This window comes from Lapillicoccus sp., from assembly GCF_036559105.1.
Classification (GTDB): Bacteria; Actinomycetota; Actinomycetes; order Actinomycetales; family Dermatophilaceae; genus Lapillicoccus.
On the sequence record NZ_DATBTV010000027.1, the window covers coordinates 86,375 to 112,394 of the forward strand.

Below are 26,020 nucleotides of genomic sequence, written 5' to 3' on the forward strand. Positions count from 1 at the left end.
TCCCAGCGTGACGGTCACTGCGAGCTCGGAGCGAGCCGCCGGTCGGCGTGTCGCTCTGGTGACGCTGGGGTGCACGCGCAACGACGTCGACTCCGAGGAGCTGGCCGGACGGCTCAGTGCCGAGGGATGGGACCTCGTCGACGACGCCGCGGACGCCGACGTCGCCGTCGTGAACACCTGCGGGTTCGTCGAGCAGGCCAAGAAGGACTCCATCGACGCGCTGCTCGAGGCGGCGGACCTCAAGGACCCCGAGTCCGGGGCACGCACCCGGGCCGTCGTGGCGGTCGGCTGCATGGCCGAGCGCTACGGCGAGCAGCTCGCCTCGCAGCTGCCGGAGGCCGACGCGGTCCTGGGCTTCGACTCGTACGCGTCGATGTCCGACCACCTCGCAACGATCCTCGGCGGCGGCCGGGTCGCGTCTCACACCCCCAGCGACCGCCGGAAGCTGCTGCCCCTGTCTCCCACCGCGCGGCCGGGTGCCGCCGATGCGGTCTCGACCCCGGGTCACGGGCCGACGCGGGCCGGGAGCCCGACCCACGCCTACGGACCCCCCCTCGTGCGGGCGCGACTCGACCACCGGCCGTGGGCGCCGCTGAAGATCGCCAGCGGCTGCGACCGGCGGTGCTCGTTCTGCGCGATCCCGATGTTCCGCGGGGCCTACCTGTCACGGCGTCCGGCTGACGTGATCGCGGAGGCCCGCTGGCTGGCGGGCGAAGGGGTCCGTGAGGTGTTCCTCGTCAGCGAGAACTCCACGTCATACGGCAAGGACCTCGGCGACCTCACCCTGCTGGAGTCCCTGCTGCCGGAACTGGCCGCCGTCGAGGGGATCGAGCGGGTCCGGGTCTCCTACCTGCAGCCCGCGGAGATCCGGCCCAGCCTGCTGTCCGCCATGGCGACGACGCCGGGGGTCGTGCCCTACTACGACATCTCGTTCCAGCACGCCTCGGAGCCGCTGCTGCGGCGGATGCGCCGGTTCGGCGGCCGTGAGGCGTTCCTCGACCTCCTCGGTCGCGTGCGGGCCACCGACCCGACGGCCGGCGTGCGGACCAACGTCATCGTCGGGTTCCCCGGTGAGACCGAGGCCGACCTGGCCGAGCTCACCGCCTTCCTCGAGACGGCGCGGCTCGACGTGGTCGGCGTGTTCGGGTACTCCGACGAGGACGGCACCGAGGCGGAGGGCTTGGACGGACACCTGTCGGCTCAGGTCGTCGCCGAGCGCGTCGAGCGGGTGACCTCGCTGGTCGAGGAGCTCACCGCCCGGCGAGCCGAGGAGCGCATCGGCGAGGTCGTCGAGGTGCTCGTGGAGTCCGTGGACCTCTCCGGCGACGGGGAGGGCGTCGTCGGACGGACCGCATACCAGGGGCCCGACGTCGACGGGAGTACGACGCTAGTGCTCTCCGACGCCGACCAGGTTCCGTCCGTGGGCCACCTCGTGCCCGCCACCATCGTCGCCAGCGAGGGCGTCGACCTCCTCGCCCGCCCGCGATGAGCACGCCGGCCGGGCCCCCGGACCAGCGTTCCGCCGGACCCCTGGCGCCGAGCGCCTGGAACCTGCCCAACTACCTCACCGTCTTCCGGTTCTTCCTCGTGCCGGTGTTCGGCTGGCTGCTGCTCGCGGAAGGCGGGCACGTCTGGGGCTACCGGCTCGCGGCCCTCGCCGTGTTCGGCGTCGCGATGGTGACCGACAGCATCGACGGTGACCTCGCGCGGCGTCGCAAGCAGGTGACGGACTTCGGCAAGGTGGCCGACCCGATCGCCGACAAGGCGATGCTCGGGATGGCCCTGATCGGACTGTCGATCATCGGGATCGTGCCGTGGTGGGTGACCGTCGTCATCCTGGTCCGCGAGGTGGGCGTGACGGTGATGCGGTTCGTCGTGATCCGCCACGGCGTGATGCCGGCCGGGCGCGGCGGCAAGCTCAAGACGGTGCTGCAGACGGTGGCCGTGGGCATCCTCATCTTCCCGTTGGAGTCCCTGCCGGGCAGCGCCGTCTGGCTCACTGCCGCCTACGTCCTCCTGGCCGCTGCCCTGGTCGTCACGGTGGTGACGGGAGTCGACTACCTCATCAAGGCCCGACGACTGCGGGCCACCAGCGCACGAACGGCCGCCCGCAAGGCCGCTCGCCGGGTAGCCCGGGAGCCGTGACGGTCTCGTCGGCCGGGGTTGTCGCGCGGCTGGTCGAGCTGGGTCAGACCGTCGGCTGTGCCGAGTCGCTCACCGGTGGGCTCGTCGTGGCCCGGCTCGTCGACACGCCCGGTGCCTCCGCGGTCGTCCGGGGCGGCGTGGTGGCGTACGCGACGCCCCTCAAGGCGATCCTGCTCGGGGTCGACGCCGACCTGCTGGCGTCACGCGGGGCGGTCGACCGGGACGTCGCCGGCCAGATGGCTGTGGGAGCCCAGCGGGCCCTCGAGGCGGACTGGGGGGTGGCCACCACCGGGGTGGCCGGGCCCGAACCGCAGGACGGTATGCCGGTCGGCTGCGTCTTCGTGGCCGTGGCCGAGCCCGGCGGCTCGGTCGTGGTCGAGCGCCATGACCTCACCGGTGGCCGACCGGAGATCCGGGCGGCGGCCGTCGACGCCGCGCTCGAGCTTCTCGCGCGCCGCCTGGAGCCTGCGCTCTGACGCCGTCCCCGGGCGCTCCACCCCGAGGCTCCACCCCGAGGCTCCACCCCGGCCGAGAGGCCAACCTCGGCCGCTCAGAAGGCGGCGATATCGACCGACGTTGGCCTCTCGGCGGGTACGCCGCGGCTCCAGGCGGATGGGAGGCCCGCTCCGGGCGGCGCCGACGCCTCGCGCGGAAGGATGTCGCCGGCTGGGACGTTGTGCTCACTGAGATGCCTCACCAGTCCACGCCGCCGCCCCTACGCCGCCCGCCAGCCGTTTCGCCTTCGGCGGAACCAGCCCGTGGCGGCTGGCGACCACGGGCTATGGTGGAGACCATTCGACCGGCCGACCGGACACCGCGGAGGAGGGGTTCCATGGTCCTGTTGCGACGTGAGCTGGGTGACGTCCTCCGCGAGGAGCGGCAGCACCAGGGACGGACTCTGCGCGAGGTCTCGTCCTCCGCGTCGGTATCGCTCGGCTACCTGAGCGAGGTCGAGCGCGGCGAGAAGGAGGCCTCCTCGGAGCTCCTGGGGTCGATCTGCGGCGCTCTCGGCGTCCCGCTCTCCGAGGTGCTGCGCGAGGTGTCCACCCGCGTGGCCCACACCGAGGCCATCTCGGCGCCGGTCACCCTGCCCGTGGGCGCCGCGGCTCCCGCGCGCCTGGGTTCGGTCGTCGCCTCCGCTGCCTGACGGTCGGTCGGGCGATGCCCTCGCGGTTCGCATCGGTCCTCTGCGCCCGGCTCTTGGTCCCCCTGCACACCCCGTTCGTGACCGCGCTGCGGCGCACGACGACGACGGACACCGTCGTCATCCGGCTCACCGACTCGGACGGGACCACGGGCTGGGGTGAGGCCCCCCAGGTCTGGCAGGTCACCGGGGAGTCGCTGGCCGGCGCCACGGCGTGCGTCGAGCAGATGCTCGCTCCGGTGGTCGTGGACCGCGACGTCGACGACTGGGGCGACGTCCTCACCGACGTACAGCGTGCGGTGGCCCGCAACTTCGGCGCCAAGGCCGCCGTCGACACGGCGGTACGCGACCTCGTCGCCCGTCGGGCCGGGCTGACTCTGCCGGCCTTCCTCGGGTCGCCGACGACGGGGGCGGCCGCTCGACCCGGCACCGCCGCATACCCTGCCGTCCTCCGCACCGACGTGACGCTGTCGGCGGGCTCCGCGGACGACCTTGCCGCTGCGGCCGGGCAACGGGTGGCCGACGGCTTCTCGACCCTGAAGATGAAGGTCGGGACCGACGCCGCCACCGACGTCGCTCGAGTCCGTGCGGTGCGCCAGGCGGTGGGGCCGACCGTGACGATCCGCCTCGACGCGAACCAGGGGTGGACCCCGGACGAGGCGATCACCGTGATCCGGGCACTGGAGCGCGCCGACCTCGGCGTCGAGCTCGTCGAGCAGCCGGTGCCCGGCGAGGACGTCGAGGGTCTGGCCCGCGTCCGGGCCGGCGTCGGGCTGCCGGTCATGGCCGACGAGGCGCTCTACAGCCTGGTCGACCTCGACCGGATCATCCGACTGGAGGCGGCCGACCTCGTCAACGTCAAGCTGGCCAAGTGCGGCTCGCTCGGCGTCGCGATGGAACAGCTGCGCCGGGCGACCGACGCGGGCCTCGGGACGATGGTCGGATCGATGATGGAGACCGCCATCGGGGTGGGCGCCGTCGCGGCCGTCGCCGCCGCGCACCCGACCAGCGTGGTCGACGACCTGGACGCCGCGTGGTGGGCAGCCTCCTCACCCGTGGTCGGGGGAGTGACGTACGACGGTGACCGTCTGATGCTGCCCTCGGCGGCCGGTTCAGGGGTCGCGAGGGTCGCCGTAACCGTCTAACATGGTTACATGACCTTGTGGACCGAACCGGCCGTAGGCCAGTGGTTCGTGTCCAACGACGGCGTCCGTTGGTGGTTCGACTCGGGCGACATCTCCCTCGACTTCGCCTACACCGGATCCATGGGCGACGGACGCCCCGAGTGGGAGTACTGGCACTCACCGGAGGACGCCGAGGCCTGGGTGCTGGCCCGGTTCGGCGTCCCGGTGAGCGTCACCCAGGCCGACCTGCGCAGCGCGAAGCGGCTGCGCGACGCCGTCGCCGGCCTCGTCACCGACGTCTCGCAGGGCAGGCCCCAGCGGCCGGACCACCAGGCGGTCGTGAACCGGTATGCGGCGCGCCCCGACGTCGCGCCGCAGCTCGGCGACGTCGATCCGCAGCCGACCATCGACCAGGTCCTCGCCGGCCTCGCTCGCGAAGCGGTGCACGTGCTGGGTCAGCACGCCGACGGCATCCGTGAGTGCGGCGGTGACAACTGCGCCATCGTCTACCTCGACACCTCGCGGTCGGCGAACCGGCGGTGGTGCTCGATGAGCCGGTGCGGCAACCGCCACAAGGTCCGCGAGAGTCGCGCCCGCCAGGCCGCGGCGCGATCCACCACCGAACCAGGAACCGATCGACCCGACCCGACAGGAGAACCGGAATGACGTTGACCCATCTCAACCCCGAGTCGATGCACCGCAGCCCCGCCTTCTCGCAGGGCGTCCTCGTCGAGGGGCCCGGTTCGCTGCTCGTCGTCGGCGGCCAGAACGGCGTCGATGCGACCGGTCAGGTCGTCAGCGAGGACCCGGGCGAGCAGAGCGCCCAGGCCCTGAGGAACGTCATCACGGTCCTCGAGAGTGCCGGCTGCACCCAGGACGACGTCGTGAAGCTGAACATCTACCTCGCCCAGGGCGTCGACATCACCGCGGCGTACGGTGCCGCCCAGCAGGTGTGGGGGGCGCACCCCTGCGCGGTGACGGTGCTGTTCGTGTCCGACGTGGGGCCGGAGGGCGCCGTCGTCGAGATCGAGGCGCTCGCCCAGGTGCCGGCCCGATGAGGCGGATGAAACGGCCGAGGCAGCCGATGCCTCCCGATGTCGACCAGGAGCTGCGCAGCGCAGGGGTGCTCGACGCATACCGGGAGCGACCGGCATACCAGCGCAACGACTACCTCGGGTGGATCGGCCAGGCACAGCGGGACGTGACCCGGGCCAACAGGGTTCGCCAGATGGTCGACGAGCTGCGCGAGGGCGGGGTCTACATGGGGATGCCGCACGCTCCGTCGCGGCGGGTGACGTCGTGACCGCTCCGGTCTGCGAGCTGCGCCGCGGCGCGGCCCCGGTGGACACGCCCTGGGGTTCGCGCAGGCGCGCCTCGATGCGCCGGGGGACCTGCACCTGATCCTGTATGACGAGGGGACCCTGTCCGGGCGATGACCCGGCCAATGACCGCGGAGGCTACTTCGTCGGGTTGCCGAACGCGTCGCACGGGATCGGGGTGGAGTTGCCCTGGTACTCGGTCTCCATCGCGGTCAACGTGGCCTGCATCCGGGTCGGCGGCAGCTGGGCGCCGCGGTCGGCGAACGGCGCGTCCAGCACGTAGACCACGACGATGCCCGCGAGCATCGTCGCCGCCACCGCCGAGACGCCCAGCACCTGCGGGATGAGCGGTCGCTTGGGGCTGGCGAAGAGCACCAGGTACCCGACGACGACGACGAAGAGCAGCACCAGCATCGCCCAGACGAACGGCGGCACGTAGGGCGCCGACTCGGCGAGCCGGCCCCGACGCCCTTCCTGGCGCTCGGCGGCCCGGGAGAACCAGGTGTTGAAGACCTCGATCTCCTTGTTGCTCGTCACCGGCAGGGCGACCATGTCGTCGTCCAGCTGGTCCACCCACCGGTCGACCAGGGGACTGCTGTCCCCCGTGGCCATGGCTGGCCATTCATCGTGGATGACGGCGCGGGAGTAACAGATCAAGCTGCCCTCGAGGGTGTCCCGCGAGCCGGGCGGATAGAAGCGCGCGAGGGAGTACATCTGCCGGGTGGCCACGGACTCCTTCCCCGAGTCGCTGCGCGCCGACTGGTAGCTGTCGAAGGCCGTGAAGATGACGAAGGCGAGGATGACGGCAAACCCGGTCCCGATGACGCCGAAGACGTCGCCGGCGATGGGGGTCTTCTGGTACTGCTTGGGATGTTTCTGCCGCCAGCGACGCGTGAGGATGAGGGCGAGTGCGCAGATCTCGGTGCCGACGATGATGACGACGACCGAGACCCACATCGCATTCCCCTCTCGTCGGCCACAGGTCCCCGTTGCTCGGGTGAGCGTAGCGCCGCGCCCGTGGGCGTCGAACGACGACAGCACACGTTGCCCAGGCTCTCAGAGGGCGCCCCGGAGTGGTCAGCGACGGCGCGCGCGGTCGCCGAGCGCGGGCCCGCTGCGCTTGTCCGTCCCGAGCGGACGCTGAGGTCGAGCGTCGTCGGTGGGGGCCAGGCCGCCCTGGCACCGCGGGCAGTAGAACATCGTCCGCGCCCGAGGCGCCTCGCCGACCATCGCGACCCTGACGGTCTCCCCGCAGCGGCGACACGGACGGCCCGACCGCGCGTGGACCCAGGCGGTCTCGCCCCGGCGCTGGCTGCCCGTCGTCGTCTGGACGGCATGGCGCCGGCCGAGGTCGAGGAGGGTATGCGCGCGGTCGACGACCGCGGCCACGGTCGCCGGGTCGAGGTCGGCCGCCGGGGTCCACGGGTGGACCCGTTCGAGGAAGAGGGCCTCCGCGGCGTAGAGGGTGCCGACGCCGGCGAGGTTGCGCTGGTCGAGCAGGGCGGCGCCGATCGTGGTGGGGCTGGCGTGGACCCGCCGGACGGATTCGCCGGGGTCCCAGTCGGGACCGAGCACGTCGGGCCCGAGGTGACCGACCAGACGGCCCTCGTGGGCGGTCTCGACGACGTGCAGGTCGCCGAGCCGGTGGCCGACGGCGGTCCAGGCCTGGGTGGCCACCACGGCGCGGATCTGTGGGTTCGAGAGGCTTCGGGCGGTGAGGCGGTCGGTCGCGTCGACCCGCCACTGGCCCTCCATCCGCAGGTGGGAGTGGATGGTCACGCCGTTGCCGAGTCGCTGGAGGAGGTTCTTCCCCCGGCTGACGACCTCCAGCGTTTGGACGCCGCGGAAGTCCAGCGTGGACAGGTCCGGCCAGCGCAGGTCGGTCGTGGTCAGCGGTTCGCCGGCCAGGGCCTGGTGCAGGCGGGCGGCGGTCCGGAAGACCGTGTCGCCCTCAGGCATCGCACGTCATCGCCTCAGCCGCAGTCCTCGGGGCGTGGCGTGGAACCCCGCCTTCGCCAGCGCGTCGGCGACCGGGTGGCCCGAGCCGAGGACCTGGCTGCCGTCCGTGCGTTCGACGGTGAGCCGGCCCAGAGCGCCTTCGCGGACGGCGAGCGCCAGCGCGTCGGCGGCCCGCTGCAGTGCGTCCGTCGACTCGGTCCACGTCAACAGGGACTTGCCGCCGCGCTCGACGTAGAGGACGAGCTCGCCGTCGACGAGCACGACCAGCGCACCCGCCTTGCGGCCCGGCTGGTGGCCTCGTCCGACCGCCTTGGCCTTGACCGGGCCTACGCCGGTTCCGGAGGCAGCGCTGGCGGCGGTTCCGGTGCCGGTGCCGGACTCCGCGCCGGCCGCACTCGGCTCCACGGGTCGGCCCGGCCAGGTGAGAGCGGCCCCGAACGGGTTCGCGGGGTCGCACGCGGCCAGGACGACGGCTCGGGGCGCGTCGTCGGACCGTCGCACCGCGTCGAGCGGCCGGCTCTGCGCCCGGAGCCGGTCGACGGCTCCGGTGGTCGCGAACTGGGCCGCGCCCAGGCCCTCGACGAAGTAACCGCGACGCACCCGACCGGACTCCTCTGCCGCGGCCAGCACGCGGTAGGCGGCGGCGAACCCACCCGGCACCGACTCCGACATCGCGCTGCCCCGGGTCACGACCCCGTAGCGCTCGAGGAGGATCTCGGCGGTCGCGTAGGCGACGACGGTCGCGTCGGACTCTGACGGCGGCAGCAGCGACCACCGCCCGGCCGCGGAGGTGGGTCCGGAGCGTCCGGGGAGCGACGGGCGACCTGGTGTCGCACCAGACCTTCCGGCACCAGACCTCCCGGCAGTCCCGATACCAGACCTGCCTGCACCGCCGATGAGGCCCCCGAGCGCGCCGGGTCGCGAGGCATACCGTCCTCGCCGTGGACCCTGCGGAGCCCTGCGGTGCGCGGTGCGGCCGCCCGAGAGGAGGGCGCGGAGCGGGGCGAGGGTGTCGTTGGTGAGGTAGCCGGCCCAGGTGAGGTCCCAGAGCGCCCCGAGGAGTGCGTCGTCGTCGACTCCGCCGGCCTGCTGGTAGGCCGCGTCGGACAGGGTGCGGAAGAAGTACGCGCCGCCACCGGCCAGGACGTCGAGGACCGCCTGGTGGGTCTCGGTCAGCGCCAGGGTCGCGTCGGGGGCCGGCGAGGTCAGGTGGGCGAGGTCGGCGACATGCAGGGAGACCCATCCGTCGTCACCGGGCAACGAGCCGTGACCGCGCCAGAGGACCTCGCCGCTCGACATCAGCTCGTCCAGCATGCCCGGCGTGTAGTCCGCGACCCGCGCCGGCAGGACGAGGGTCTCCAGGGCGCTGGCGGGGACGACGGCACCGGCCAGCTGTTCGACCGCGCGGACCAGGCCCTCGGTGCCGCGCAGGGTCCCGCCGACGCCCTGCCAGCTCGGCAGGAACCGGGTGAAGTCGGTGGCCGTGACCGGCTCGACCTCGGCGCGCAGCGCGGCCAGCGAGCGCCGGCGCAGGGTCCTCAGGACGCCCGCGTCGCAGAAGTCGAGGCCGCCGGCCGCGGAACCGGTCGGGTCGGGTCGCAGCTCGCCCTCGACGACCCGCCCGGCTCCGACCAGCCGGCGGAGGGCGTCGGTGACCACGGCGTGGCCCAGGCCGTACCAGACCGCGACCTCCGCGGCCCGGAACGGGCCGTGGGTACGCGCATACCGGGCGACGAGGTCGCCGAGCGGGTCGCGGACCGGTTCGAGAAACGCGTCGGGGACGCCGACCGGCAGCGAGACACCGAGCGCGTCGCGCAGCCGGGACGCGTCCTCGACGGCGGCCCAGCGCTCCTCGCCGGCGACGCGGACCCGGATCACCTGCCGGGAGCCCTCGAGCTCGACGAGCCAGCGCCCGACGACGCGCGGGTCGGCGGACTCCTCGGAACGCGCGACAACCGCCTCGAGGGGGAGCGGGCCAAGCGCGCGGAGCAGGTCGACGGCGTCCTCGGCGTCGCGACAGCGCCGGGAGTCGTCGAGTCGCTGCAGCTCGGCATCGGTCCGGGCGACCGCCTCCGGGTCGAGCAGGTCGCGCAGGCTCAGCCCGTCGCCGCGGCCGAGCAGCTCGGCGAGCAGGGTCGGGTCGAGCGACAGGGCCGCGGCCCGGCGCTCGGCCAGGGGCGAGTCGCCCTCGTAGATGTACTGCGCGACGTAGCCGAAGGTGAGAGACCGAGCGAACGGTGACGGCTGCGCGGTCTCGACGTCGACCGTCGTGACCTCCCGCGAACGGATCCGGGTCATCAGGTCGACGAGGCCCGGCACGTCGAAGACGTCCTGTACGCACTCGCGAACCGCCTCGAGGACGATCGGGAACGAGGGGTACTGGCTGGCCACCTCGAGCAGCTGGGCCGAGCGCTGGCGCTGCTGCCAGAGCGCCTGCCGACGGTCGGGACGTCGCCTCGGCAGCAACAGGGCTCGCGCCGCGCACTCGCGGAACCGCGCCGCGAACAGCGCCGAACCGCCGATCTGCTCGGTGACCAGGTCGTGCACGTCGTCCGGCTCGAGCAGCACCAGGGACATGAGCTCGGCCATGCCCGCCTGACCGCTGCTTCCGTTGCTTCCGTTGCTTCCGTTGCTTCCGCTGCTTCCGGTGCTGGAAGCGGCCCCGGGGGCGCCCCCGAGGTCGGTGTCCTCGCTCAGCCCGTCGAACTCGAGGTCGGGCAGCCGGAACACGATGCCGTCGTCGCCGTGCATCGCCTGCACGTCGACCCCGAACCGCTCGCGCATCCGCGCCGACACGCACAGCGCCCACGGGGCGTGCACCGGCGCCCCGAACGGGGACAGCACGGCCACCCGCCAGTCGCCCAGCTCGTCACGGAAGCGCTCGACGACGATGGTCCGGTCGCTCGGCAGATGACGGGTCGCCTGCTTCTGCTCCTCGAGGTAGGCGAGCAGGTTGTCGGTGGCCCACCCGTCGAGCCCGGCCAGCGCTACGCGTTCCCGGGCCTTGGCCGGGGGCAGCGCCGCCACCTCGCGGACGAACTTCCCGACCGCCTGGCCCAGTTCGGAGGGCCGGCCGAGGGTGTCGCCCTTCCAGAACGGCAGCCGACCGGGCAGTCCGGGCGCCGGCGTCACCAGCACCTTGTCGTGGGTGATGTCGTCGATGCGCCAGCTCGACGTGCCCAGGGTGAAGACGTCACCGACCCGTGACTCGTAGACCATCTCCTCGTCCAGCTCGCCGACCCGGCGACCCGCTCCGTCCGACCCGGCCAGGAACACCCCGTAGAGGCCGCGGTCGGGGATCGTCCCGCCCGAGGTCACCGCCAGTCGCTGCGCCCCGCGCCGCCCGGTCAGCATGCCGGTCACGCGGTCCCACACCAGCCGTGGCCGCAGCTCGGCGAACTCGTCGCTCGGGTAACGCCCCGCCAGCATGTCGAGCACCGACTCGAGCACCGACCGCGACAGTCCGGCGAACGGCGCCGACCGTCGGACCAGAGCCTCGACGTCGTCCACCGACCAGTCGTCCATCGCGCACATGGCGACGATCTGCTGCGCGAGCACGTCGAGGGGGTTCATGGGCAGGTGCATCGACTCGATCGCACCGGCCCGCATCCGCTCGACGACGACGGCGGTCTGCACGAGGTCCCCCCGGAACTTCGGGAACAGCACGCCGCGCGAGACCGCGCCCACCTGGTGCCCGGCGCGGCCGACCCGCTGCAGGCCGCTGGCGACGCTCGGCGGCGACTCCACCTGGACGACGAGGTCGACGGCGCCCATGTCGATGCCGAGCTCGAGGCTGCTCGTGGCGACCACCGCCGGGAGTAGGCCGCCCTTGAGCGCGTTCTCGATCTCGGCGCGCTGCTCCTTGCTCACCGAGCCGTGGTGGGCCCGGGCCAGGATGGGGGGAGCGCCGGACGACGCCCCCGACTGCGCCATGATCTCGGCCGGAGAGCGGGTATGCCGGTCCGTCCCGCTGCTCCGCGCGGCACCACCCGAGCCTTCCGCGTGGGTCGGGTCGACCGCATCGGCAGTCTCGGCTGCCTCGTCGGCGGCGGTCAGCCGCTCCTCCCAGATCTCGTTGAGGCGGGCGGTCAGCCGCTCGGCCAACCGCCGCGAGTTGGCGAACACCAGCGTGGAGCGGTGCGCCGAGACGAGGTCGACGATGCGCTCCTCGACGTGTGGCCAGATCGAGGCCCGGCGCTGCTCCCCGGCCGCCGGACCACTGAGGTCCTCGGTGAGCTCGCCGAGTGCGGACATGTCGGCCAGCGGTACGACGACCTCGAGGTCCCACTCCTTCGTCGACGGCGGCTGCACGATCTCGACCGGACGACCGCCGGAGAGAAAGCGGGCCACCTCCTCCACGGGGCGCACGGTGGCCGACAACCCGACGCGCTGCGCAGGTGTCGGGAGCAGCTGGTCGAGACGCTCCAGGGACAGCGCCAGGTGCGCGCCCCGCTTGGTGCCCGCCACCGCGTGGACCTCGTCGACGATCACCGTCTCCACGCCGGTGAGCGCCTCTCGAGCACTCGAGGTGAGCAATAGGAACAACGACTCAGGCGTGGTGATGAGGATGTCGGACGGTGTCCTGATGAACGCCCGACGGTCGGCGGCGGGGGTGTCGCCCGAGCGGAGCGCGACGGTGATGTCGGGTGCGGGCAGTCCGAGCCGGGCGGCGGCGTGTCCGATCCCGACGAGCGGGGACCGCAGGTTGCGCTCGACGTCGACGGCCAGGGCCTTGAGCGGCGACACGTAGAGGACCCGGCAGCGCTGTTGCGGCGACGCGGGTGGTTCGCCGCTGGCCAGCCGGTCGAGCGCCCAGAGGAACGCCGACAGCGTCTTGCCCGAGCCGGTCGGCGCCACCACGAGGGCGTGATGCCCCGAGCTGATCGCCGACCACGCTCCCTCCTGCGCGGGAGTGGGCGCGCTGAACGACCCCCGGAACCACGCCGCGGTCGCGGGGGAGAACCGCTCGAGCACGTCACCAGCCATCTGGGACCCCAGCCTGCCACCGCCCACCGACATCCGATCGGGCCGGGACACAGGCCCCGAACCAGCGCTGATGCGTCCCAACCCGGCCCCCCACGCCCGGCGCACACGTTGGCGGCCGCACGGTGGGGCGAGCACGCATACCGGGATGCTGTGCCACACTCGACCGCCGTGCGGCTGAGCCAGTTCTGGGTCCTCATGGAGGACGAGTTCGGCCCGACGTATGCGGTCTCCCTCGCGCGCGACCTCGCCCTGGACGCGCTCGGCGGCCGAACCGCGCAGGAGGCCCTTGACGCCGGCCTGCCGCCGCGGGACGTCTGGCTCGCGCTGTGCGACGCGCAGGAGGTGCCCGAGGCGCGCCGCCACGGCAAGGACAGGCACCAGCGCAAAACCGGTTGAGCCATGGTCGGTCCGCGCGGTTAACGTGAGGCCGTGACCGACGCGACCCGCCTCGAGCAGCCCGGGGCCCAGGCGTCGGCCGGCTCGGACCAGGACGTGCTCCTGCGGGCTCGGGGCCTGACCAAGCGGTTCGGTGACTTCGTGGCCGTCGACGGGATCGACGTGGAGGTCCACAAGGGCGAGGCGTTCGGGTTCCTCGGGCCCAACGGCGCCGGCAAGTCCTCGACGATGCGAATGGTCGGCTGCGTCTCGCCAGTGACCGCGGGCGAGCTGACGATCTTCGGCCTCGACCCGGGCCGCGACGGACCGGAGATCCGCGCGCAGCTCGGCGTGGTCCCGCAGAAGGACACCCTCGACGAGGAGCTCTCCGTCGAGGAGAACCTCTGGGTCTACGGCCGCTACTTCGGCCTGTCGCGGGCCGAGGTCAAGCGTCGCGCGGTCGAGCTGCTCGAGTTCGCCCAGCTGTCCGACCGGGCGACGGACAAGGTCGAACCGCTGTCCGGCGGCATGAAGCGCCGCCTCACCATCGCGCGCTCGCTGATCAACGAGCCCCGCATGCTCCTCCTCGACGAACCCACCACCGGCCTCGACCCACAGGCCCGACACATCCTCTGGGACCGGTTGTTCCGGCTCAAGCGTCAGGGCGTCACCCTCATCGTGACGACCCACTACATGGACGAGGCCGAGCAGCTGTGCGACCGCCTCGTCGTCATGGACAAGGGTCGCATCGCCGCCGAGGGGTCGCCCCGCCAGCTGATCGACGCGCACTCGACCCGCGAGGTGCTCGAGCTGCGGTTCGACGTCGTCGAGCACGACGAGGGGGTCGCGGCCCGCCTCAGCGGGATCGGCGACCGGGTCGAGGTCCTGCCCGACCGCATCCTCGTGTATGCGTCGGACGGCGACGCCGCCCTCGCCGCCGTGACCGGTCGAGGACTGCGACCGATCTCGGCCCTCGTGCGGCGCTCCACGCTGGAGGACGTGTTCCTCCACCTCACCGGCCGCACCCTGGTCGACTGACGTGGCGCAGCACGTCCTCACCTCCTTCACCGGTACCGCCGCCGGACCGGCCCGGCACCGCCCGCCGGCCGCTCCCTGGCGGTTCGTCTACGAGTACCAGCTCCGCGTCTACCGACGGACCTGGCGTGGCAGCCTCACGACCAAGGTGCTGACGCCGGTTCTCTTCCTGTTGTCCATGGGTGTGGGCCTGGGCTCACTGGTCAACAGCTCCACCGGCGGGATCGAGGTCGGCGGCCAGACCGTCCCCTACCTGCTCTTCGTCGTTCCCGCGATCCTCGCCGTGACGTGCATGTCGACGGGGATGGGCGAGTCGTCGTGGCCGGTGCTCGGCGCGATCAAGTGGTTCGGCACCTACCACGCGATGCTCGCCACGCCCGCCCGCGTCGTGGACATCCTGCTGGGCCACTGCGCCTACGTGGTCACCATGGTGGGTCTCGCCTCGGCGATCTTCATGGTCGTGGCGCTGGCGTTCGGCGGGTTCGCCTCGTGGACCGCCCTCTGGTGCCTGCCGGTCGCGCTCCTGGTCGGGCTGGCGTTCGCCACGCCGGTCACCGCGTTGTCCAGCCGGCTCGAGAACGACACCGGGTTCAACGTGCTCTTCCGGCTGGTCCAGACGCCACTGATGCTCTTCTCCGGCACGTTCTTCCCGATCAGCCAGCTGCCCGGGTGGCTCCAGCCCATCGCGTGGGTCACGCCGCTCTGGCACGCGGTCGAGGCGGAACGCGCGCTCGCGCTCGGGAGCGGCAGCCTCGCCGGCGTGCTCGGCCACATCGCGGCGCTCGTGGGGTTCGCCACGGTCGGGTGGGTCCTCGCCCTCCGCGGCCTGACCTTGAGGCTGCGGCCGTGAGCACCTCGGTCGCGAGCCGCCTCTCCCGCGCCGTCCCCCTCCCGGCCGGCGCCGGGCTCGCCCGGATGATCGTCGAGCGCAACCTCACGAGCTTCCGGCACGCGTGGATGACGCTGGTGACCGGGTTCGCCGAGCCGGTGTTCTACCTGTTCTCGCTGGGGATCGGGCTCGGCGCGCTCATCAAGGACGTGACCACCGACGGCGGCACGACGGTTCCGTATGCGGTGTTCGTCGCCCCTGCACTGCTCGCCTCGTCGGCCATGAACGGCGCGATCTTCGACTCGACGTTCAATGTCTTCTTCAAGCTGAAGTACAGCAAGCTCTACGACTCGGTCCTCGCGACGCGGATGGGTCCCCGCGACATCGCGCTGGGGGAGCTGGGCTGGTCGCTGCTGCGTGGCACGTTCTACTCGGCGGCGTTCCTGCTCGTCGCCTGGCTCGCCGGCACGGTCCAGTCGTGGTGGGCCCTCCTGGCGCTGCCGGCCGCGACGATGATCGCCTTCGCGTTCTCGGCGGTGGGGATGTTCCTCACCACCTTCATGCGGTCCTGGGTCGACTTCGACTACGTCAACCTCGCGATCCTGCCGATGTTCCTCTTCTCCGCGACGTTCTTCCCGCTGTCGACCTACCCCGCCGGCATCCGGTGGCTGGTCGAGATCACCCCGCTGTACCAGGGCGTGGCGCTCGAGCGCGGGCTGATGCTGGGCGAGGTCGACGCCGGGCTGCTCTGGCACGTGGCCTACTTCGTCGTGCTCGGCACCGTCGGGGTCATCGGGGCCGCACGCCGGCTCGAACGGCTACTGCTGTCCTGACCCGTCGGCGCTCAAAGCCAGCCGTTGCGCTGGGCGACGGCGTACGCCTCCGCCCGGGTTCGCGTTCCCGTCTTGCCGATCGCCGAGGACAGGTAGTTGCGCACGGTGTGCTCCGACAGGTGCAGCCGGGCGGCGAGGTCCTTGGTCGTGGCGCCGTCGGAGGACGCGGAGAGGACGTCACGCTCGCGCTCGGTAAGGGGGCTCGCGCCGCTGGCGAGCGCCGCGGCAGCCAGGTCCGGGTCCACAACCGTTCGGCCGGCGTGGACCGCCCGGATCGACTCCGCCAGCCCGTCGACGGGTCCGTCCTTGACGAGGAACCCCGTCGCTCCGGCGTCGAACGCCCGCCTCAGGTACCCGGGGCGCCCGAAGGTGGTGAGGAACACGACGGCACAGCTCGGCGCCGCGGCCCGGACGGTCGCCGCGACGTCGAGGGAGCTCCCGTCCTCGAACTCGATGTCGAGCAGGGCGACGTCGGGCCGGACGTCCCGGACGGCGGGCACGATCTCCGCGACCGTGGACACCTCGCCGACGATTTCCAGGTCGTCCTCCAGAGCGAGCAGGGCCGCGAGCGCGCTGCGCATCATGCCCTGGTCCTCGGCGAGGAGCAGCCGGATCACCGCGCGGCCGGCCCTCCGCCGACCGCGGATCTCGCCGGCGCCCCGGCAGCCGCGTCCGTTGGTGCCTCGGCCGGTGTGTCGGCCGGTGTGTCGGCCGGTGTGTCGGCCGGTTCCAGGGTGGGTTCGCCCGTCGCCGCCACCAGCGGCACCCAGGCGGACACCCGGCGACCACGCCCCTGCTCGGTCTCGACCGTCACCGTCCCGCCGGCCGCGCGGACCCGTTCGGTGAGTCCTCGCATACCGGTGGAGAGGTTCGTTGGCGAGCCGGCGGGGACGGCGTCGCCACCAACGCCGTCGTCCGCGATCGACACCGAGGCCCGTCCGGGCGCGACCTCGATGACGATGCGGCAGGCGGTGGCTTGGGCGTGTCGCAGCACGTTGGTGACCGCCTCGCGGACGACCCATCCCAACGTCGCGTCGGCGGCGACGGCCGGGGGCAACGGGTCCGGGCCGTCGACCACTCCGCGGACGCCGGCGGCCCGGAGCGCCTCCTCGGCGTTGGCGAGCTCGTCGGCGAGACCGTTGCCCCGGTACCCGGCGACGGCCTGTCGCACCTGGTTGAGGGCGCGCCGTCCGATCGCCTCGATGTCGCTGGCATGGGCGACGACGGCGTCGGGGTCGTCGGTCCCGATCCGGCGGACCGCCTCGGCCTTGACGACGATGAGGGACAGGGAGTGGCCCAGGAGGTCGTGCAGGTCGCGGGACATCCGCTGGCGTTCGTCGCGGACCGCGACCGCCGCGAGCTGGGCCCGTGTGCGGTGGAGCTCGGCGACGACCTCGGTCAGCCGGTAGAAGGCATACGTCCCGAACCCGGACGCGAGCACCGTGAAGGCGCCGCCCACGGCCCCGCCCCAGCCCGTCGCGAACCCGAGCCAGGTCGCGGCACCGAGAGCGGTGGCGATGATGGCCCACGGTCCCCACCAAGGGTGTGCGGCGGCGCCGAGGGACAGGCCGAGCAGGACCCACAGCCAGAGCGAGACGTCGACCGGGAGCGTCGTGACGGTGACGACGGTGGCGACCGCCTGGACGGCGAGGAGGATGTCGGGGATCCGGCCGCGGCGGCCGCGAGCGCCGTGCTGGGGGAAGGCCGTAAACAGGGCCGCCACGGCGGTCGCGGCGACGACCACGAGGCCGACCCAGCCGAGGGCGTTGCGGCCCATGGCGGCGACGGGGGCGGCCAGCATGAGCGGTACCCACACCAGGGCGGCCCACGGACCGGGCGACACGCGGCCCCACCAGAGACCTGGTGCGCAGTCCGGGTCGGCGGCGGACGAACGGTCGGACACGTCACTCACCGTAGCCGCGGGCGGTGGTGAAAGAGCCGCGCAGGCCGAGGAGCAGGGTCAGCCCGACGAGCAGGTGGAGGGCGACCAGCGAGACGACCGCGGCGGGGGACGTCGCGCCGAGCGGCCCGAGCAGGGAGACGAGGAGGACCGCGCTCGCGAGGACGGTCCAGACGGTCCGGCAGCGTCGCGGGGCGATCCGCGTCAGCAGCCAGGCGCTCAGCGTCGCGGCCAAGCCGGCCACGAGAGCGGTGGCCGCGACGGAGACGCCGGTGACCGGTTGGACGCCGTCACCGGTGCGCACGGCGAGGTCCACCCCGATGAGGCGGGTCTCGACCAGCCAGAGGACGAGGGCGCCGACGGTGGCGCCGGCGACGGTGATCGCGTTGCGCGACAGGGAGGTTCGGGTGCGGTGGGCAGTGGTCGTTGTCATGTCGTCGACGCTACGAAGACGGGAGGGCGGGCGTCAGAGCGGCGAGTCCTGGGTTCGGCGGGACATCTGCCCTGCCCGTTGGACGGCGCGTATGCGGATGGAGACCCCGCCGCCGCGTCGTGGGCGTGTCGTGCCGCCCATGTCGAACAGGTGTTCGGTACGTTTGTCCACACGGAGTGACCATCTCGTCCCACGATCCACAGGGCTTGCTGACCCGGCTCGGGATGTCAGTGACCACTCCTAACGTCTGACCCGACACCACGTCGACCGGCAGCACGGCGGCGGGGAGCGGGTCGTAGGTGGACGGCAGACTTCGAGACGAAAGCGGTGGGTGGCATGGCTCCTGGAGTTCCGGATCGCGAGCGCGCGATCGAGACGGTCCTCGGCCAGATCGAGAAGCAGCACGGCAAGGGCGCCGTGATGCGCCTGGGTGACGACATCCGGCCGCCGATCGAGGTGATCCCCACGGGGTCGATCGCCCTCGACGTCGCGCTGGGCATCGGCGGGCTCCCGCGGGGCCGGGTCGTGGAGATCTACGGCCCCGAGTCGAGCGGTAAGACGACGGTTGCGCTCCACGCGGTGGCCAGCGCGCAGAAGGCGGGCGGGATCGCGGCGTTCATCGACGCCGAGCACGCTCTCGACCCGGAGTACGCCAAGGCGCTCGGCGTCGACACCGACGGCCTGCTCGTGTCCCAGCCCGACACGGGGGAGCAGGCCCTCGAGATCGCCGACATGCTCATTCGGTCCGGCGCGATCGACATCATCGTCATCGACTCGGTCGCGGCGCTCGTGCCGCGCGCGGAGATCGAGGGCGAGATGGGCGACAGCCACGTCGGCCTCCAGGCCCGGCTGATGTCCCAGGCGCTGCGCAAGATCACCGGCGCACTCAACAACACCGGTACGACGGCGATCTTCATCAACCAGCTCCGCGAGAAGATCGGCGTGATGTTCGGCTCGCCCGAGACGACGACCGGTGGCAAGGCGCTGAAGTTCTACGCGTCGGTGCGTCTCGACGTGCGCCGCATCGAGACGCTCAAGGACGGCTCCGACGCGGTCGGCAACCGGACCCGCGTCAAGGTGGTCAAGAACAAGGTCTCGCCGCCGTTCAAGCAGGCGGAGTTCGACATCATCTACGGGCAAGGCATCTCCCGTGAGGGCGGCCTCATCGACATGGGCGTCGAGCAGGGCTTCGTCCGCAAGGCGGGCGCGTGGTACACGTACGAGGGCGACCAGCTCGGCCAGGGCAAGGAGAACGCCCGGACCTTCCTGCGCGACAACCCGGACCTCGCCGACGAGCTCGAGAAGCGGATCAAGGAGAAGCTCGGCATCGGTCCGCGGGTCGACCAGCCGGCCGTGGCCGACGTCCCGGTCGACTTCTGATCCGTGCCGTCGGCACACCTCCGCGACGCCGGGGCGGCCGCTGACCCGCTGATCGCACGACGGGCAGCGGCCGCCCAGGCACTCGCAGCCGCCGAGAGCCGAGCGGCTGAGAACCGGGCGACCACGAGCAGAGCGGCCGAGAACCGAGCGGCCGAGAACCGGGCGGACAACGAGGGCGGCGCTCGGACGGCCGAGCCGCTGTTCCGGACACCCCGGACACCCCGAGCGACGTCCGGCCACGAGGGCGCTCTGACTGACGGCGCACCCCGAGATGACGGTGAAGTTCGTCACGACCGTGAATCTCGTTCTGACGACGAACGTCACGGCGGCCGTCGGGGTCGTGATGGCCGCCGAGGCGATGCCGCTCGCCACAGGAACCGTGACGGCCCGTTCGGACCACCGCCCGACCCCGGCGCAAAGGACCGCGAACCGGACCCCGAGGATATCGCCCGCGCCATCGTGCTGAAGCAGCTGTCGATGGCCCCGCGGAGCCGGAAACAGCTCGCGGACAAGCTGCGGCAGCGCGGCTGTCCCGAGGACGTCGGCGCGCGGGTCCTCGACCGGATGGAGGCGGTGGGTCTCGTCGACGACGAGGCCTACGCGCAGATGACGGTGCGCTCGAAACAGGCCACCCGAGGGCTGGCCAAGCGGGCGCTGGCCCACGACCTGCGCGGCAAGGGCGTCGCCGACACGACGATCGAGGGAGCCCTCGGCTCGATCGACGCCGAGTCGGAGCGCGCCCTCGCGGAGGCGGTGGCCGGCAAGACCATGCGCCGGCTCGCCGGCCTCGACCCGCAGATCCAGGCGCGCCGGCTGGCCGGGGTGTTGGCCCGCAAGGGGTACCCGCCGTCGGTGGTCTACGCCGTCGTTCGCGACGCGGTGAACGACGCGCCCGAACACCAGCGCGACTGAGAGTTCGGCGACGACCGCCCGATAGAAGGGCGACGAGACGTGGGGGTGCTGGCCACAGCGGGCTGTGGTCAGCACTCCCCCCTCGGCCAGCGGAAGGCGCTCGAACAGGAGGAGTGGCAGATCATCGGGACCTGGTTCCCCTGGGTCTACCTCAACGCGACACCGATACGCCGGCCCTCCCGGAGGACTGACCGCCCGCGGATCCGCCCTCGGATCCGCCCGGGGAGCCAGCCCCCGGAACCCGGAAACCGCTGCGCAACATGCCGGAAACCGGATGGTCCTACGATCGGCCCGTGGCCGACCTCTTCGAGGACTACCAACTCGGGACCTCCTGGGACGAGATGCTGGGCTCGCCCGACGAGGCCCGAGGCCCGTACCGCGCCGTCCACCACACGCTGCGCTCCATGGAGCCGGAGGTCCTGAGCGAGCGCGCGGACTACCTCGCCCGGAGCTTCCTCGACCAGGGCGTGACCTTCGACCACGCGGGGGAGGAACGTCCGTTCCCGCTCGACGCCGTCCCGCGGGTCATCGCCGCCGACGAGTGGGCGGTCGTCGAGGAGGGGGTCGAACAACGGGTCCGAGCCCTCGAGGCGTTCCTCGCTGACGTCTACAACCACCCCGACGACGCACCGAGCGCGGTAAAGCAGGGCATCATCCCCTGGGAGCTGATCACCAGCTCGGCGCACTACCACCGCGCCGTCCACGGCATCCGTCCCGCGAACGACGTCCGCGCCCACGTCTCGGGCATCGACCTCATCCGCGACGAGGCCGGTACGTTCCGGGTGCTCGAGGACAACGTCCGGGTGCCGTCCGGCGTCAGCTACGTCATCGCCAACCGCCGGGCGATGACCAACGTCTTCCCGGAAGCCTTCGCCACCCTGCGGATCCGTCCGGTGCACGACTACCCGCGCATCCTGCTCTCCGCGCTGCGAGCGGCAGCCCCGGACGGCGCCGGCGACCCGACCGTGGTCGTGCTCACCCCCGGCGTCTACAACAGCGCCTACTTCGAGCACACCCTGCTCGCCCGGATGATGGGCGTCGAGCTGGTCGAGGGGCGCGACCTCATCTGCTCCGGTGGTGTCGTCAAGATGCGGACGACCCAGGGCGAGCAACCGATCGACGTCATCTATCGGCGTATCGACGACGAGTACCTCGACCCGGTGCACTTCCGACCGGACTCGATGCTCGGGGTCACCGGGCTGGTCGCCGCGATCCGCGCCGGCCGCGTCAGCGTCGCCAACGCCATCGGTAACGGGGTCGCGGACGACAAGCTCATCTACAGCTACGTCCCCGACCTGACCCGGCACTACCTCGACGAGGACCCGATCCTGCCCAACGTCGACACCTTCCGCTGCAACGAGCCGGACGCCCTGGCCCACGTCCTCGAGCACCTCGACCAGATGGTGGTCAAGCCGGTGGACGGGTCCGGCGGCAAGGGTCTCGTCATCGGACCGGCCGCGGACGGTGCCACCCTGGACGCGCTGCGCCAGCGGCTGATCGCCGACCCGCGCGGCTGGATCGCCCAGCCCGTGGTCCAGCTGTCCACGGTGCCGACGCTCATCGACGGGCGGCTCGCGCCGCGGCACGTCGACCTGCGGCCGTTCGCCGTCAACGACGGGACGACGGTCCGCGTCCTGCCCGGCGGACTGACCCGCGTCGCGCTCCCCGAGGGCCAGCTCGTCGTCAACTCCAGCCAGGGCGGCGGCTCCAAGGACACCTGGGTGCTGTCGAACCACAAGGGCAGCGTCAACCGCCAGCACGTGCATCCCGGAACCACCGAGATCGTCGTCATGACGGCCCCGGACACCTCGCTCCAGGACTCGATCGCCCAACAGCAACAGCAACAACAGCAGCAACAGCAGCAGGACCAACAGCAAGACCAACAGCAAGACCAGCAGCAAGAGCCGGTATGCGACGACGCTCCGGTCCGCACCCGAGGACGGGTTGACGCATCGTGCTGAGCCGGATCGCGGAGTCGCTGTTCTGGATCGGCCGCTACGTCGAGCGCGCGGACGGGACCGCCCGCATCGTCGACGCGGCGCGGCTGCAGATGCTCGAGGAGACCGGCCAGTCCGAGGAGATCACCGCCCGGGTCATCCTCCAGGTGATCATGGGTCTCGACCCGGGCGAGGCTCCGGTCTCCTACGCCACCGTCTGCGACCGGCTGGTCTACGACGACGACCACTCCAGCTCGATCGCGGGCGCCTGGCGGGCCGCACGGGAGAACGCCCGCCGGGCGCGTGAGACGGTCTCCACCGAGCTGTGGGAGGCCATCAACACGGCCTGGAACCGTTGGGGTGGCTTCGAACCCGAGCAGGTCACCGCCCGTCAGCTGGCCTGGGTGCGCGAGCGGGCCGCGCTGGTCAGCGGCATCGCCGACTCGACGATGAGCCACGACCAGGCCTGGGGGTTCATGGCCCTCGGCCGGTCCCTGGAACGCGCCGACATGACGGCGCGCCTCGTCGCCACCGGTGCCCTGCCACAGGCGGGCCCACCGTGGTCGACGGTGCTGCAGAGCTGTGGTGCGCAGCAGGCCTACCTCCGCACCAACCGCGGTCTCATCCGGGACGACCGGGTCGCCGCCTTCCTCGTGCTCGACCGGCAGTTCCCACGCTCGGTCCTCTTCGCGCTTTCCGCTGCCGAGCGCCGGCTGGAGGCGATCGACCCGGCCACGCACCGGATGGGCATTCCCGACGAGGCCCGCCGCCGGCTGGGTCGGATCCGGACCAGCCTTGAGTACCGGCCCGTCCCGGACGTCATGGCCGACCTGCCCGCGCAGATGCGCCGAGTCCAGGCCGCTGTGACCGGCGCGTCCGACGCCGTCGCCCGCCGGTACTTCCCCGCCGGCACGGTCACGACCTGGGTCGAGGAGTACGCGTGACCGAGGTCCGGCGGCACCGCATCGTCCACAAGACCTCGATCGGCTACGACCGGCGGGCGACCGCGTCGTACAACGAGCTGCGGATGACCCCGGCCACCGAGCCCGGCCAGACCACGTTGGAGAACCGGCTCCGGGTGCGGCCGATGACGTGGAGCCACGTCTACCGGGACTACTGGGGCGCCCACGTCACCGCCATGGAGGCGATCGGCGACCACTCCTCGCTGGAGGTCGAGGCGACGAGCACCGTCGAGCGCAGCGACTCGACCCCCCTGCCGACCGGCGGCACCTGGACGGACCTCACCGACCCGCGCCTGCTCGACCTCCAGAACGAGTACGTCACCAACACCGAGCGCACCTACCCGGGCGACGAGATCGTCGAGCTGGCCCAGGAGGCGCGCGGGCCGCGGTCGCCGCGCGACACCGCCTACCGCGTCGTCGAGGTCGTCCGCGAGCACATGACCTACGAGACCGGGGTCACCCATGTGCACTCCGGCGCACAGCAGGCGTGGGCCGAGGGTCGAGGGGTGTGCCAGGACTTCGCCCACGTCACCATCGGGGCGCTCCGCAGCCTCGGTATGCCCGCTCGCTACGTCTCCGGGTACCTCGCCCCCCAGCGCGACGCCGAGGTCGGCGCGTCCTCCAAGGGCGAGAGCCACGCCTGGGTCGAGTTCTGGGACGGCGGTTGGATGCCGTTCGACCCCACGAACGGGGTCTTCGTCGGCCTGGACCACGTCGCCGTGGTGCGCGGCCGCGACTACAGCGACGTCCAGCCGTTCAAGGGCGTGTACTCCGGAGCAGCCGAATCCACCCTCACGGTCGAGGTGCGTTTCACCCGGCTGCGCTGACCCGCATACCCTGGTGGCTGCCATGAGCCCCAAAACGTACGACGTCCGCACCCACGGGTGCCAGATGAACGTCCACGACAGCGAGCGGCTCGCGGGCCTGCTCGAGACGGCGGGCTACGTCGACGTCAACAGCCTCGGCGCGGACCGGCCGGAGACGGCCGACGTCGTCGTCCTCAACACCTGCGCCGTGCGCGAGAACGCCGACAACAAGCTCTACGGCAACCTCGGGCAGCTGCGGCCGGCCAAGCTGCGCAACCCCGACATGCAGATCGCCGTCGGCGGCTGCCTCGCGCAGAAGGACCGCGGCACCATCGTCGAGCGAGCACCGTGGGTGGACGTCGTCTTCGGGACCCACAACATCGGCTCTCTCCCCGTCCTCCTCGAGCGCGCCCGCCACAACCAGCAGGCCGAGGTCGAGATCCGCGAGTCGCTCGAGACCTTCCCCTCCACCCTCCCGACCAGGAGGGACAGCGCGTATGCCGGTTGGGTCTCGATCTCGGTCGGGTGCAACAACACCTGCACGTTCTGCATCGTCCCGAGCCTCCGCGGCAAGGAGACCGACCGCCGTCCGGGCGACGTCCTTGCCGAGATCCGGGCGCTCGTGGAGCAGGGCGTGATCGAGGTGACCCTCCTCGGCCAGAACGTCAACACCTACGGCGTGGAGTTCGGCGACCGGCTGGCGTTCGGCAAGCTGCTGCGCGCGTGCGGCGAGATCGACGGGCTGGAGCGGGTCCGGTTCACCAGCCCGCACCCGGCCGCGTTCACCGAGGACGTCATCGTCGCGATGGCCGAGACGCCCAACGTCATGCCGAGCCTGCACATGCCGCTGCAGTCGGGGTCGGACCGGGTGCTCAAGGCGATGCGCCGGTCCTACCGGAGCGCGAAGTTCCTCGGGATCATCGACCGGGTCCGCGAGCTCATCCCCGACGCGGCGATCACCACCGACATCATCATCGGCTTCCCGGGCGAGACCGAGGAGGACTTCCAGGGCACGCTCGACGTCGTCCGGGCGGCGCGGTTCTCCAGCGCGTTCACCTTCCAGTACTCGATCCGCGCCGGCACGCCCGCCGCGACGCTGCCCGGCCAGGTTCCCAAGACCGTGGTCCAGGACCGGTACGACCGCCTCATCGCGGTCCAGGAGGAGGTCTCCTGGGCCGGGAACCGGGCCCTGGAGGGCACCGAGGTCGAGGTCCTCGTCGCCACGGGCGAGGGCCGCAAGGACGCCGCGACCCACCGCCTCTCGGGCCGGTCACGCGACAACCGGCTGGTCCACTTCGCGGTTCCGGACGCGGCCGAGGCGCCGCGGCCGGGCGACCTCGTGACCGTCGGCGTCACCTACGGCGCGCCGCACCACCTCGTCGCCGACAGCGGGCCGGCCGGCGGCGCATACCGCGTCCGTCGTACCGCCGGTGGCGACGCCTGGGCGGCCCTCCAGAAGCACGGCCAGGCCAAGCCGAGCGTGTCGCTCGGTATGCCGGCGGTCGGGCGCCCCGCGCCAGCCCCGGTCCAGACCGCCTGCGCGACCGCGTGACCACTCGCGCTCAGTCCGGGGAGCGCCGTCGTCTCGGAAAAACCCGGACCGCTCGACGGGCACGAACCCGATGTCGGCCACGGAACGCCGGATCCCGGCCCTGCTGCCCGTCGAGATGTCCGGGTGACCCGTCGGGTGAGGAGTAGATCGACTAGTCGATCGAGCCCTCGTCCTGGCCGGCGACGTAGCCGTCGGCTGTCTCGCCGCTGAGGTCGGCGGCCTCGCCGTACTCCCCAGCTGCGCTGTGGGCCCACTCCCCTTCGGGAGCCTCCGGCCCGCGCTCGCTGCCGTCCGTGAGGGCGCCGAGGTCGATGTGCTCGTGGGAACGGTCGTGCGTCGAGTCGGCATCGGGCTGCGTCATGCGATCACGGTAGGCCCGCCGAGCAGGA

Annotated in this window: 25 protein-coding genes; 18 read left to right on the forward strand and 7 right to left on the reverse strand. The window is 72.2% G+C overall.

Annotated features, from left to right (window positions below; all coding sequences use genetic code 11):
- Window positions 1–7 precede the first annotated feature (7 nt).
- The 8 genes from rimO to VIG79_RS04060 all read left to right on the forward strand — a co-directional run bounded on the left by rimO (window position 8) and on the right by VIG79_RS04060 (window position 5,716).
- Window positions 8–1,489 (forward strand): 30S ribosomal protein S12 methylthiotransferase RimO, encoded by a 1,482-nt coding sequence (gene rimO / locus VIG79_RS04025; protein ID WP_331882438.1) that lies wholly within the window; start codon window positions 8–10, stop codon window positions 1,487–1,489.
- Window positions 1,486–2,145, forward strand: a complete 660-nt coding sequence (gene pgsA, locus VIG79_RS04030) for a CDP-diacylglycerol--glycerol-3-phosphate 3-phosphatidyltransferase (RefSeq protein WP_331882440.1) — start codon at window positions 1,486–1,488, stop codon at window positions 2,143–2,145. Before rimO ends, pgsA begins: the two co-directional genes overlap by 4 nt.
- Entirely contained in the window at window positions 2,142–2,621 is a 480-nt protein-coding gene (locus VIG79_RS04035) for a CinA family protein (protein ID WP_331882442.1), read from the forward strand. Before pgsA ends, VIG79_RS04035 begins: the two co-directional genes overlap by 4 nt.
- 356 nt (window positions 2,622–2,977) lie before the next feature.
- Window positions 2,978–3,292: a helix-turn-helix transcriptional regulator gene (locus tag VIG79_RS04040; protein WP_331882445.1), complete on the forward strand. Its 315-nt coding sequence runs from the start codon at window positions 2,978–2,980 to the stop codon at window positions 3,290–3,292.
- 14 nt (window positions 3,293–3,306) lie between these two features.
- Window positions 3,307–4,434, forward strand: a complete 1,128-nt coding sequence (locus VIG79_RS04045; RefSeq protein ID WP_331882448.1) for a mandelate racemase/muconate lactonizing enzyme family protein — start codon at window positions 3,307–3,309, stop codon at window positions 4,432–4,434.
- Between the two features lie 9 nt (window positions 4,435–4,443).
- Window positions 4,444–5,079: a CGNR zinc finger domain-containing protein gene (locus VIG79_RS04050; protein WP_331882451.1), complete on the forward strand. Its 636-nt coding sequence runs from the start codon at window positions 4,444–4,446 to the stop codon at window positions 5,077–5,079.
- Window positions 5,076–5,471 carry a RidA family protein gene (locus VIG79_RS04055; protein WP_331882453.1) on the forward strand — a complete coding sequence of 132 codons (396 nt, stop codon included), beginning with the start codon at window positions 5,076–5,078 and terminating at the stop codon, window positions 5,469–5,471. Before VIG79_RS04050 ends, VIG79_RS04055 begins: the two co-directional genes overlap by 4 nt.
- Window positions 5,472–5,497: 26 nt before the next feature.
- Complete coding sequence (locus VIG79_RS04060) at window positions 5,498–5,716, forward strand: YdeI/OmpD-associated family protein (RefSeq protein ID WP_331882456.1); 219 nt, start codon at window positions 5,498–5,500, stop codon at window positions 5,714–5,716.
- Window positions 5,717–5,870: 154 nt separating this feature from the next.
- On the opposite strand, the gene VIG79_RS04065 is transcribed toward VIG79_RS04060, so the two are convergent.
- The 3 genes from VIG79_RS04065 to VIG79_RS04075 all read right to left on the reverse strand — a co-directional run bounded on the left by VIG79_RS04065 (window position 5,871) and on the right by VIG79_RS04075 (window position 12,677).
- The gene (locus VIG79_RS04065; RefSeq protein WP_331882458.1) at window positions 5,871–6,689 is read right to left on the reverse strand and encodes a hypothetical protein; all 819 of its coding nucleotides are present in this window, start codon (window positions 6,687–6,689) and stop codon (window positions 5,871–5,873) included.
- 120 nt (window positions 6,690–6,809) lie between these two features.
- Entirely contained in the window at window positions 6,810–7,691 is an 882-nt protein-coding gene (locus VIG79_RS04070) for a DNA-formamidopyrimidine glycosylase family protein (protein WP_331882460.1), read from the reverse strand.
- Window positions 7,692–7,697: 6 nt separating this feature from the next.
- Window positions 7,698–12,677 carry an Lhr family helicase gene (locus VIG79_RS04075; protein WP_331882462.1) on the reverse strand — a complete coding sequence of 1,660 codons (4,980 nt, stop codon included), beginning with the start codon at window positions 12,675–12,677 and terminating at the stop codon, window positions 7,698–7,700.
- Between the two features lie 168 nt (window positions 12,678–12,845).
- On the opposite strand from VIG79_RS04075, the gene VIG79_RS04080 reads away from it, so the two are divergent.
- The 4 genes from VIG79_RS04080 (at window position 12,846) to VIG79_RS04095 (ending at window position 15,749) form a co-directional block, all read left to right on the forward strand.
- The gene (locus tag VIG79_RS04080; RefSeq protein ID WP_331882465.1) at window positions 12,846–13,073 is read left to right on the forward strand and encodes a DUF3046 domain-containing protein; all 228 of its coding nucleotides are present in this window, start codon (window positions 12,846–12,848) and stop codon (window positions 13,071–13,073) included.
- 96 nt (window positions 13,074–13,169) lie between these two features.
- Window positions 13,170–14,090, forward strand: coding sequence for an ABC transporter ATP-binding protein (locus VIG79_RS04085; protein ID WP_331882533.1), 921 nt, complete (start codon window positions 13,170–13,172; stop codon window positions 14,088–14,090).
- 1 nt (window position 14,091) lies between these two features.
- Window positions 14,092–14,937 (forward strand): ABC transporter permease, encoded by an 846-nt coding sequence (locus VIG79_RS04090; RefSeq protein WP_331882467.1) that lies wholly within the window; start codon window positions 14,092–14,094, stop codon window positions 14,935–14,937.
- Entirely contained in the window at window positions 14,934–15,749 is an 816-nt protein-coding gene (locus tag VIG79_RS04095; RefSeq protein ID WP_331882469.1) for an ABC transporter permease, read from the forward strand. The genes VIG79_RS04090 and VIG79_RS04095 overlap by 4 nt, the downstream gene beginning before the upstream one ends.
- A gap of 11 nt (window positions 15,750–15,760) precedes the next feature.
- On the opposite strand, the gene VIG79_RS04100 is transcribed toward VIG79_RS04095, so the two are convergent.
- Genes VIG79_RS04100 through VIG79_RS04110 form a run of 3 tightly spaced genes read right to left on the reverse strand, consistent with a single transcriptional unit; the run spans window position 15,761 to window position 18,082 of the window.
- A complete protein-coding gene (locus VIG79_RS04100; protein ID WP_331882472.1) occupies window positions 15,761–16,366 on the reverse strand; it encodes a response regulator transcription factor in 606 nt (201 codons plus the stop codon).
- A complete protein-coding gene (locus VIG79_RS04105; protein WP_331882475.1) occupies window positions 16,363–17,652 on the reverse strand; it encodes a sensor histidine kinase in 1,290 nt (429 codons plus the stop codon). Before VIG79_RS04105 ends, VIG79_RS04100 begins: the two co-directional genes overlap by 4 nt.
- A gap of 1 nt (window position 17,653) precedes the next feature.
- Window positions 17,654–18,082, reverse strand: a complete 429-nt coding sequence (locus tag VIG79_RS04110; protein WP_331882478.1) for a DUF6069 family protein — start codon at window positions 18,080–18,082, stop codon at window positions 17,654–17,656.
- Between the two features lie 336 nt (window positions 18,083–18,418).
- Between VIG79_RS04110 and recA the strand changes: the two genes are divergently transcribed.
- The 6 genes from recA to miaB all read left to right on the forward strand — a co-directional run bounded on the left by recA (window position 18,419) and on the right by miaB (window position 25,631).
- Complete coding sequence (gene recA, locus VIG79_RS04115; RefSeq protein ID WP_331882480.1) at window positions 18,419–19,462, forward strand: recombinase RecA; 1,044 nt, start codon at window positions 18,419–18,421, stop codon at window positions 19,460–19,462.
- Window positions 19,463–19,921: 459 nt separating this feature from the next.
- Window positions 19,922–20,374, forward strand: coding sequence for a regulatory protein RecX (locus VIG79_RS04120; protein WP_414672576.1), 453 nt, complete (start codon window positions 19,922–19,924; stop codon window positions 20,372–20,374).
- A gap of 293 nt (window positions 20,375–20,667) precedes the next feature.
- Window positions 20,668–22,335, forward strand: a complete 1,668-nt coding sequence (locus VIG79_RS04125) for a circularly permuted type 2 ATP-grasp protein (RefSeq protein WP_414672577.1) — start codon at window positions 20,668–20,670, stop codon at window positions 22,333–22,335.
- The gene (locus VIG79_RS04130) at window positions 22,329–23,255 is read left to right on the forward strand and encodes an alpha-E domain-containing protein (RefSeq protein WP_331882485.1); all 927 of its coding nucleotides are present in this window, start codon (window positions 22,329–22,331) and stop codon (window positions 23,253–23,255) included. Before VIG79_RS04125 ends, VIG79_RS04130 begins: the two co-directional genes overlap by 7 nt.
- On the forward strand, window positions 23,252–24,100 hold the full coding sequence (locus tag VIG79_RS04135) for a transglutaminase family protein (protein ID WP_331882488.1): 849 nt from the start codon (window positions 23,252–23,254) through the stop codon (window positions 24,098–24,100). Before VIG79_RS04130 ends, VIG79_RS04135 begins: the two co-directional genes overlap by 4 nt.
- 22 nt (window positions 24,101–24,122) lie before the next feature.
- A complete protein-coding gene (gene miaB / locus VIG79_RS04140; protein ID WP_331882491.1) occupies window positions 24,123–25,631 on the forward strand; it encodes a tRNA (N6-isopentenyl adenosine(37)-C2)-methylthiotransferase MiaB in 1,509 nt (502 codons plus the stop codon).
- A gap of 151 nt (window positions 25,632–25,782) precedes the next feature.
- Here miaB and VIG79_RS04145 read toward each other — a convergent pair whose 3' ends face one another.
- Window positions 25,783–25,992 carry a hypothetical protein gene (locus VIG79_RS04145; protein WP_331882494.1) on the reverse strand — a complete coding sequence of 70 codons (210 nt, stop codon included), beginning with the start codon at window positions 25,990–25,992 and terminating at the stop codon, window positions 25,783–25,785.
- Window positions 25,993–26,020 lie beyond the last annotated feature (28 nt).

Excerpts from the sequence above, each read along its gene's own strand:
- VIG79_RS04040 (WP_331882445.1), top strand. The coding sequence starts at position 2,978 with ATGGTCCTGTTGCGACGTGAGCTGGGTGACGTCCTCCGCGAGGAGCGG.
- VIG79_RS04050 (WP_331882451.1), top strand. The coding sequence starts at position 4,444 with ATGACCTTGTGGACCGAACCGGCCGTAGGCCAGTGGTTCGTGTCCAAC.
- VIG79_RS04060 (WP_331882456.1), top strand. The coding sequence starts at position 5,498 with ATGCCTCCCGATGTCGACCAGGAGCTGCGCAGCGCAGGGGTGCTCGAC.
- miaB (WP_331882491.1), top strand. The coding sequence starts at position 24,123 with ATGAGCCCCAAAACGTACGACGTCCGCACCCACGGGTGCCAGATGAAC.
- VIG79_RS04145 (WP_331882494.1), bottom strand. The coding sequence starts at position 25,992 with ATGACGCAGCCCGATGCCGACTCGACGCACGACCGTTCCCACGAGCAC.
- VIG79_RS04065 (WP_331882458.1), bottom strand. The coding sequence starts at position 6,689 with ATGTGGGTCTCGGTCGTCGTCATCATCGTCGGCACCGAGATCTGCGCA.
- recA (WP_331882480.1), top strand. The coding sequence starts at position 18,419 with ATGGCTCCTGGAGTTCCGGATCGCGAGCGCGCGATCGAGACGGTCCTC.
- VIG79_RS04045 (WP_331882448.1), top strand. The coding sequence starts at position 3,307 with ATGCCCTCGCGGTTCGCATCGGTCCTCTGCGCCCGGCTCTTGGTCCCC.
- VIG79_RS04070 (WP_331882460.1), bottom strand. The coding sequence starts at position 7,691 with ATGCCTGAGGGCGACACGGTCTTCCGGACCGCCGCCCGCCTGCACCAG.
- pgsA (WP_331882440.1), top strand. The coding sequence starts at position 1,486 with ATGAGCACGCCGGCCGGGCCCCCGGACCAGCGTTCCGCCGGACCCCTG.
- VIG79_RS04075 (WP_331882462.1), bottom strand. The coding sequence starts at position 12,677 with ATGGCTGGTGACGTGCTCGAGCGGTTCTCCCCCGCGACCGCGGCGTGG.
- VIG79_RS04110 (WP_331882478.1), bottom strand. The coding sequence starts at position 18,082 with ATGACAACGACCACTGCCCACCGCACCCGAACCTCCCTGTCGCGCAAC.
- VIG79_RS04055 (WP_331882453.1), top strand. The coding sequence starts at position 5,076 with ATGACGTTGACCCATCTCAACCCCGAGTCGATGCACCGCAGCCCCGCC.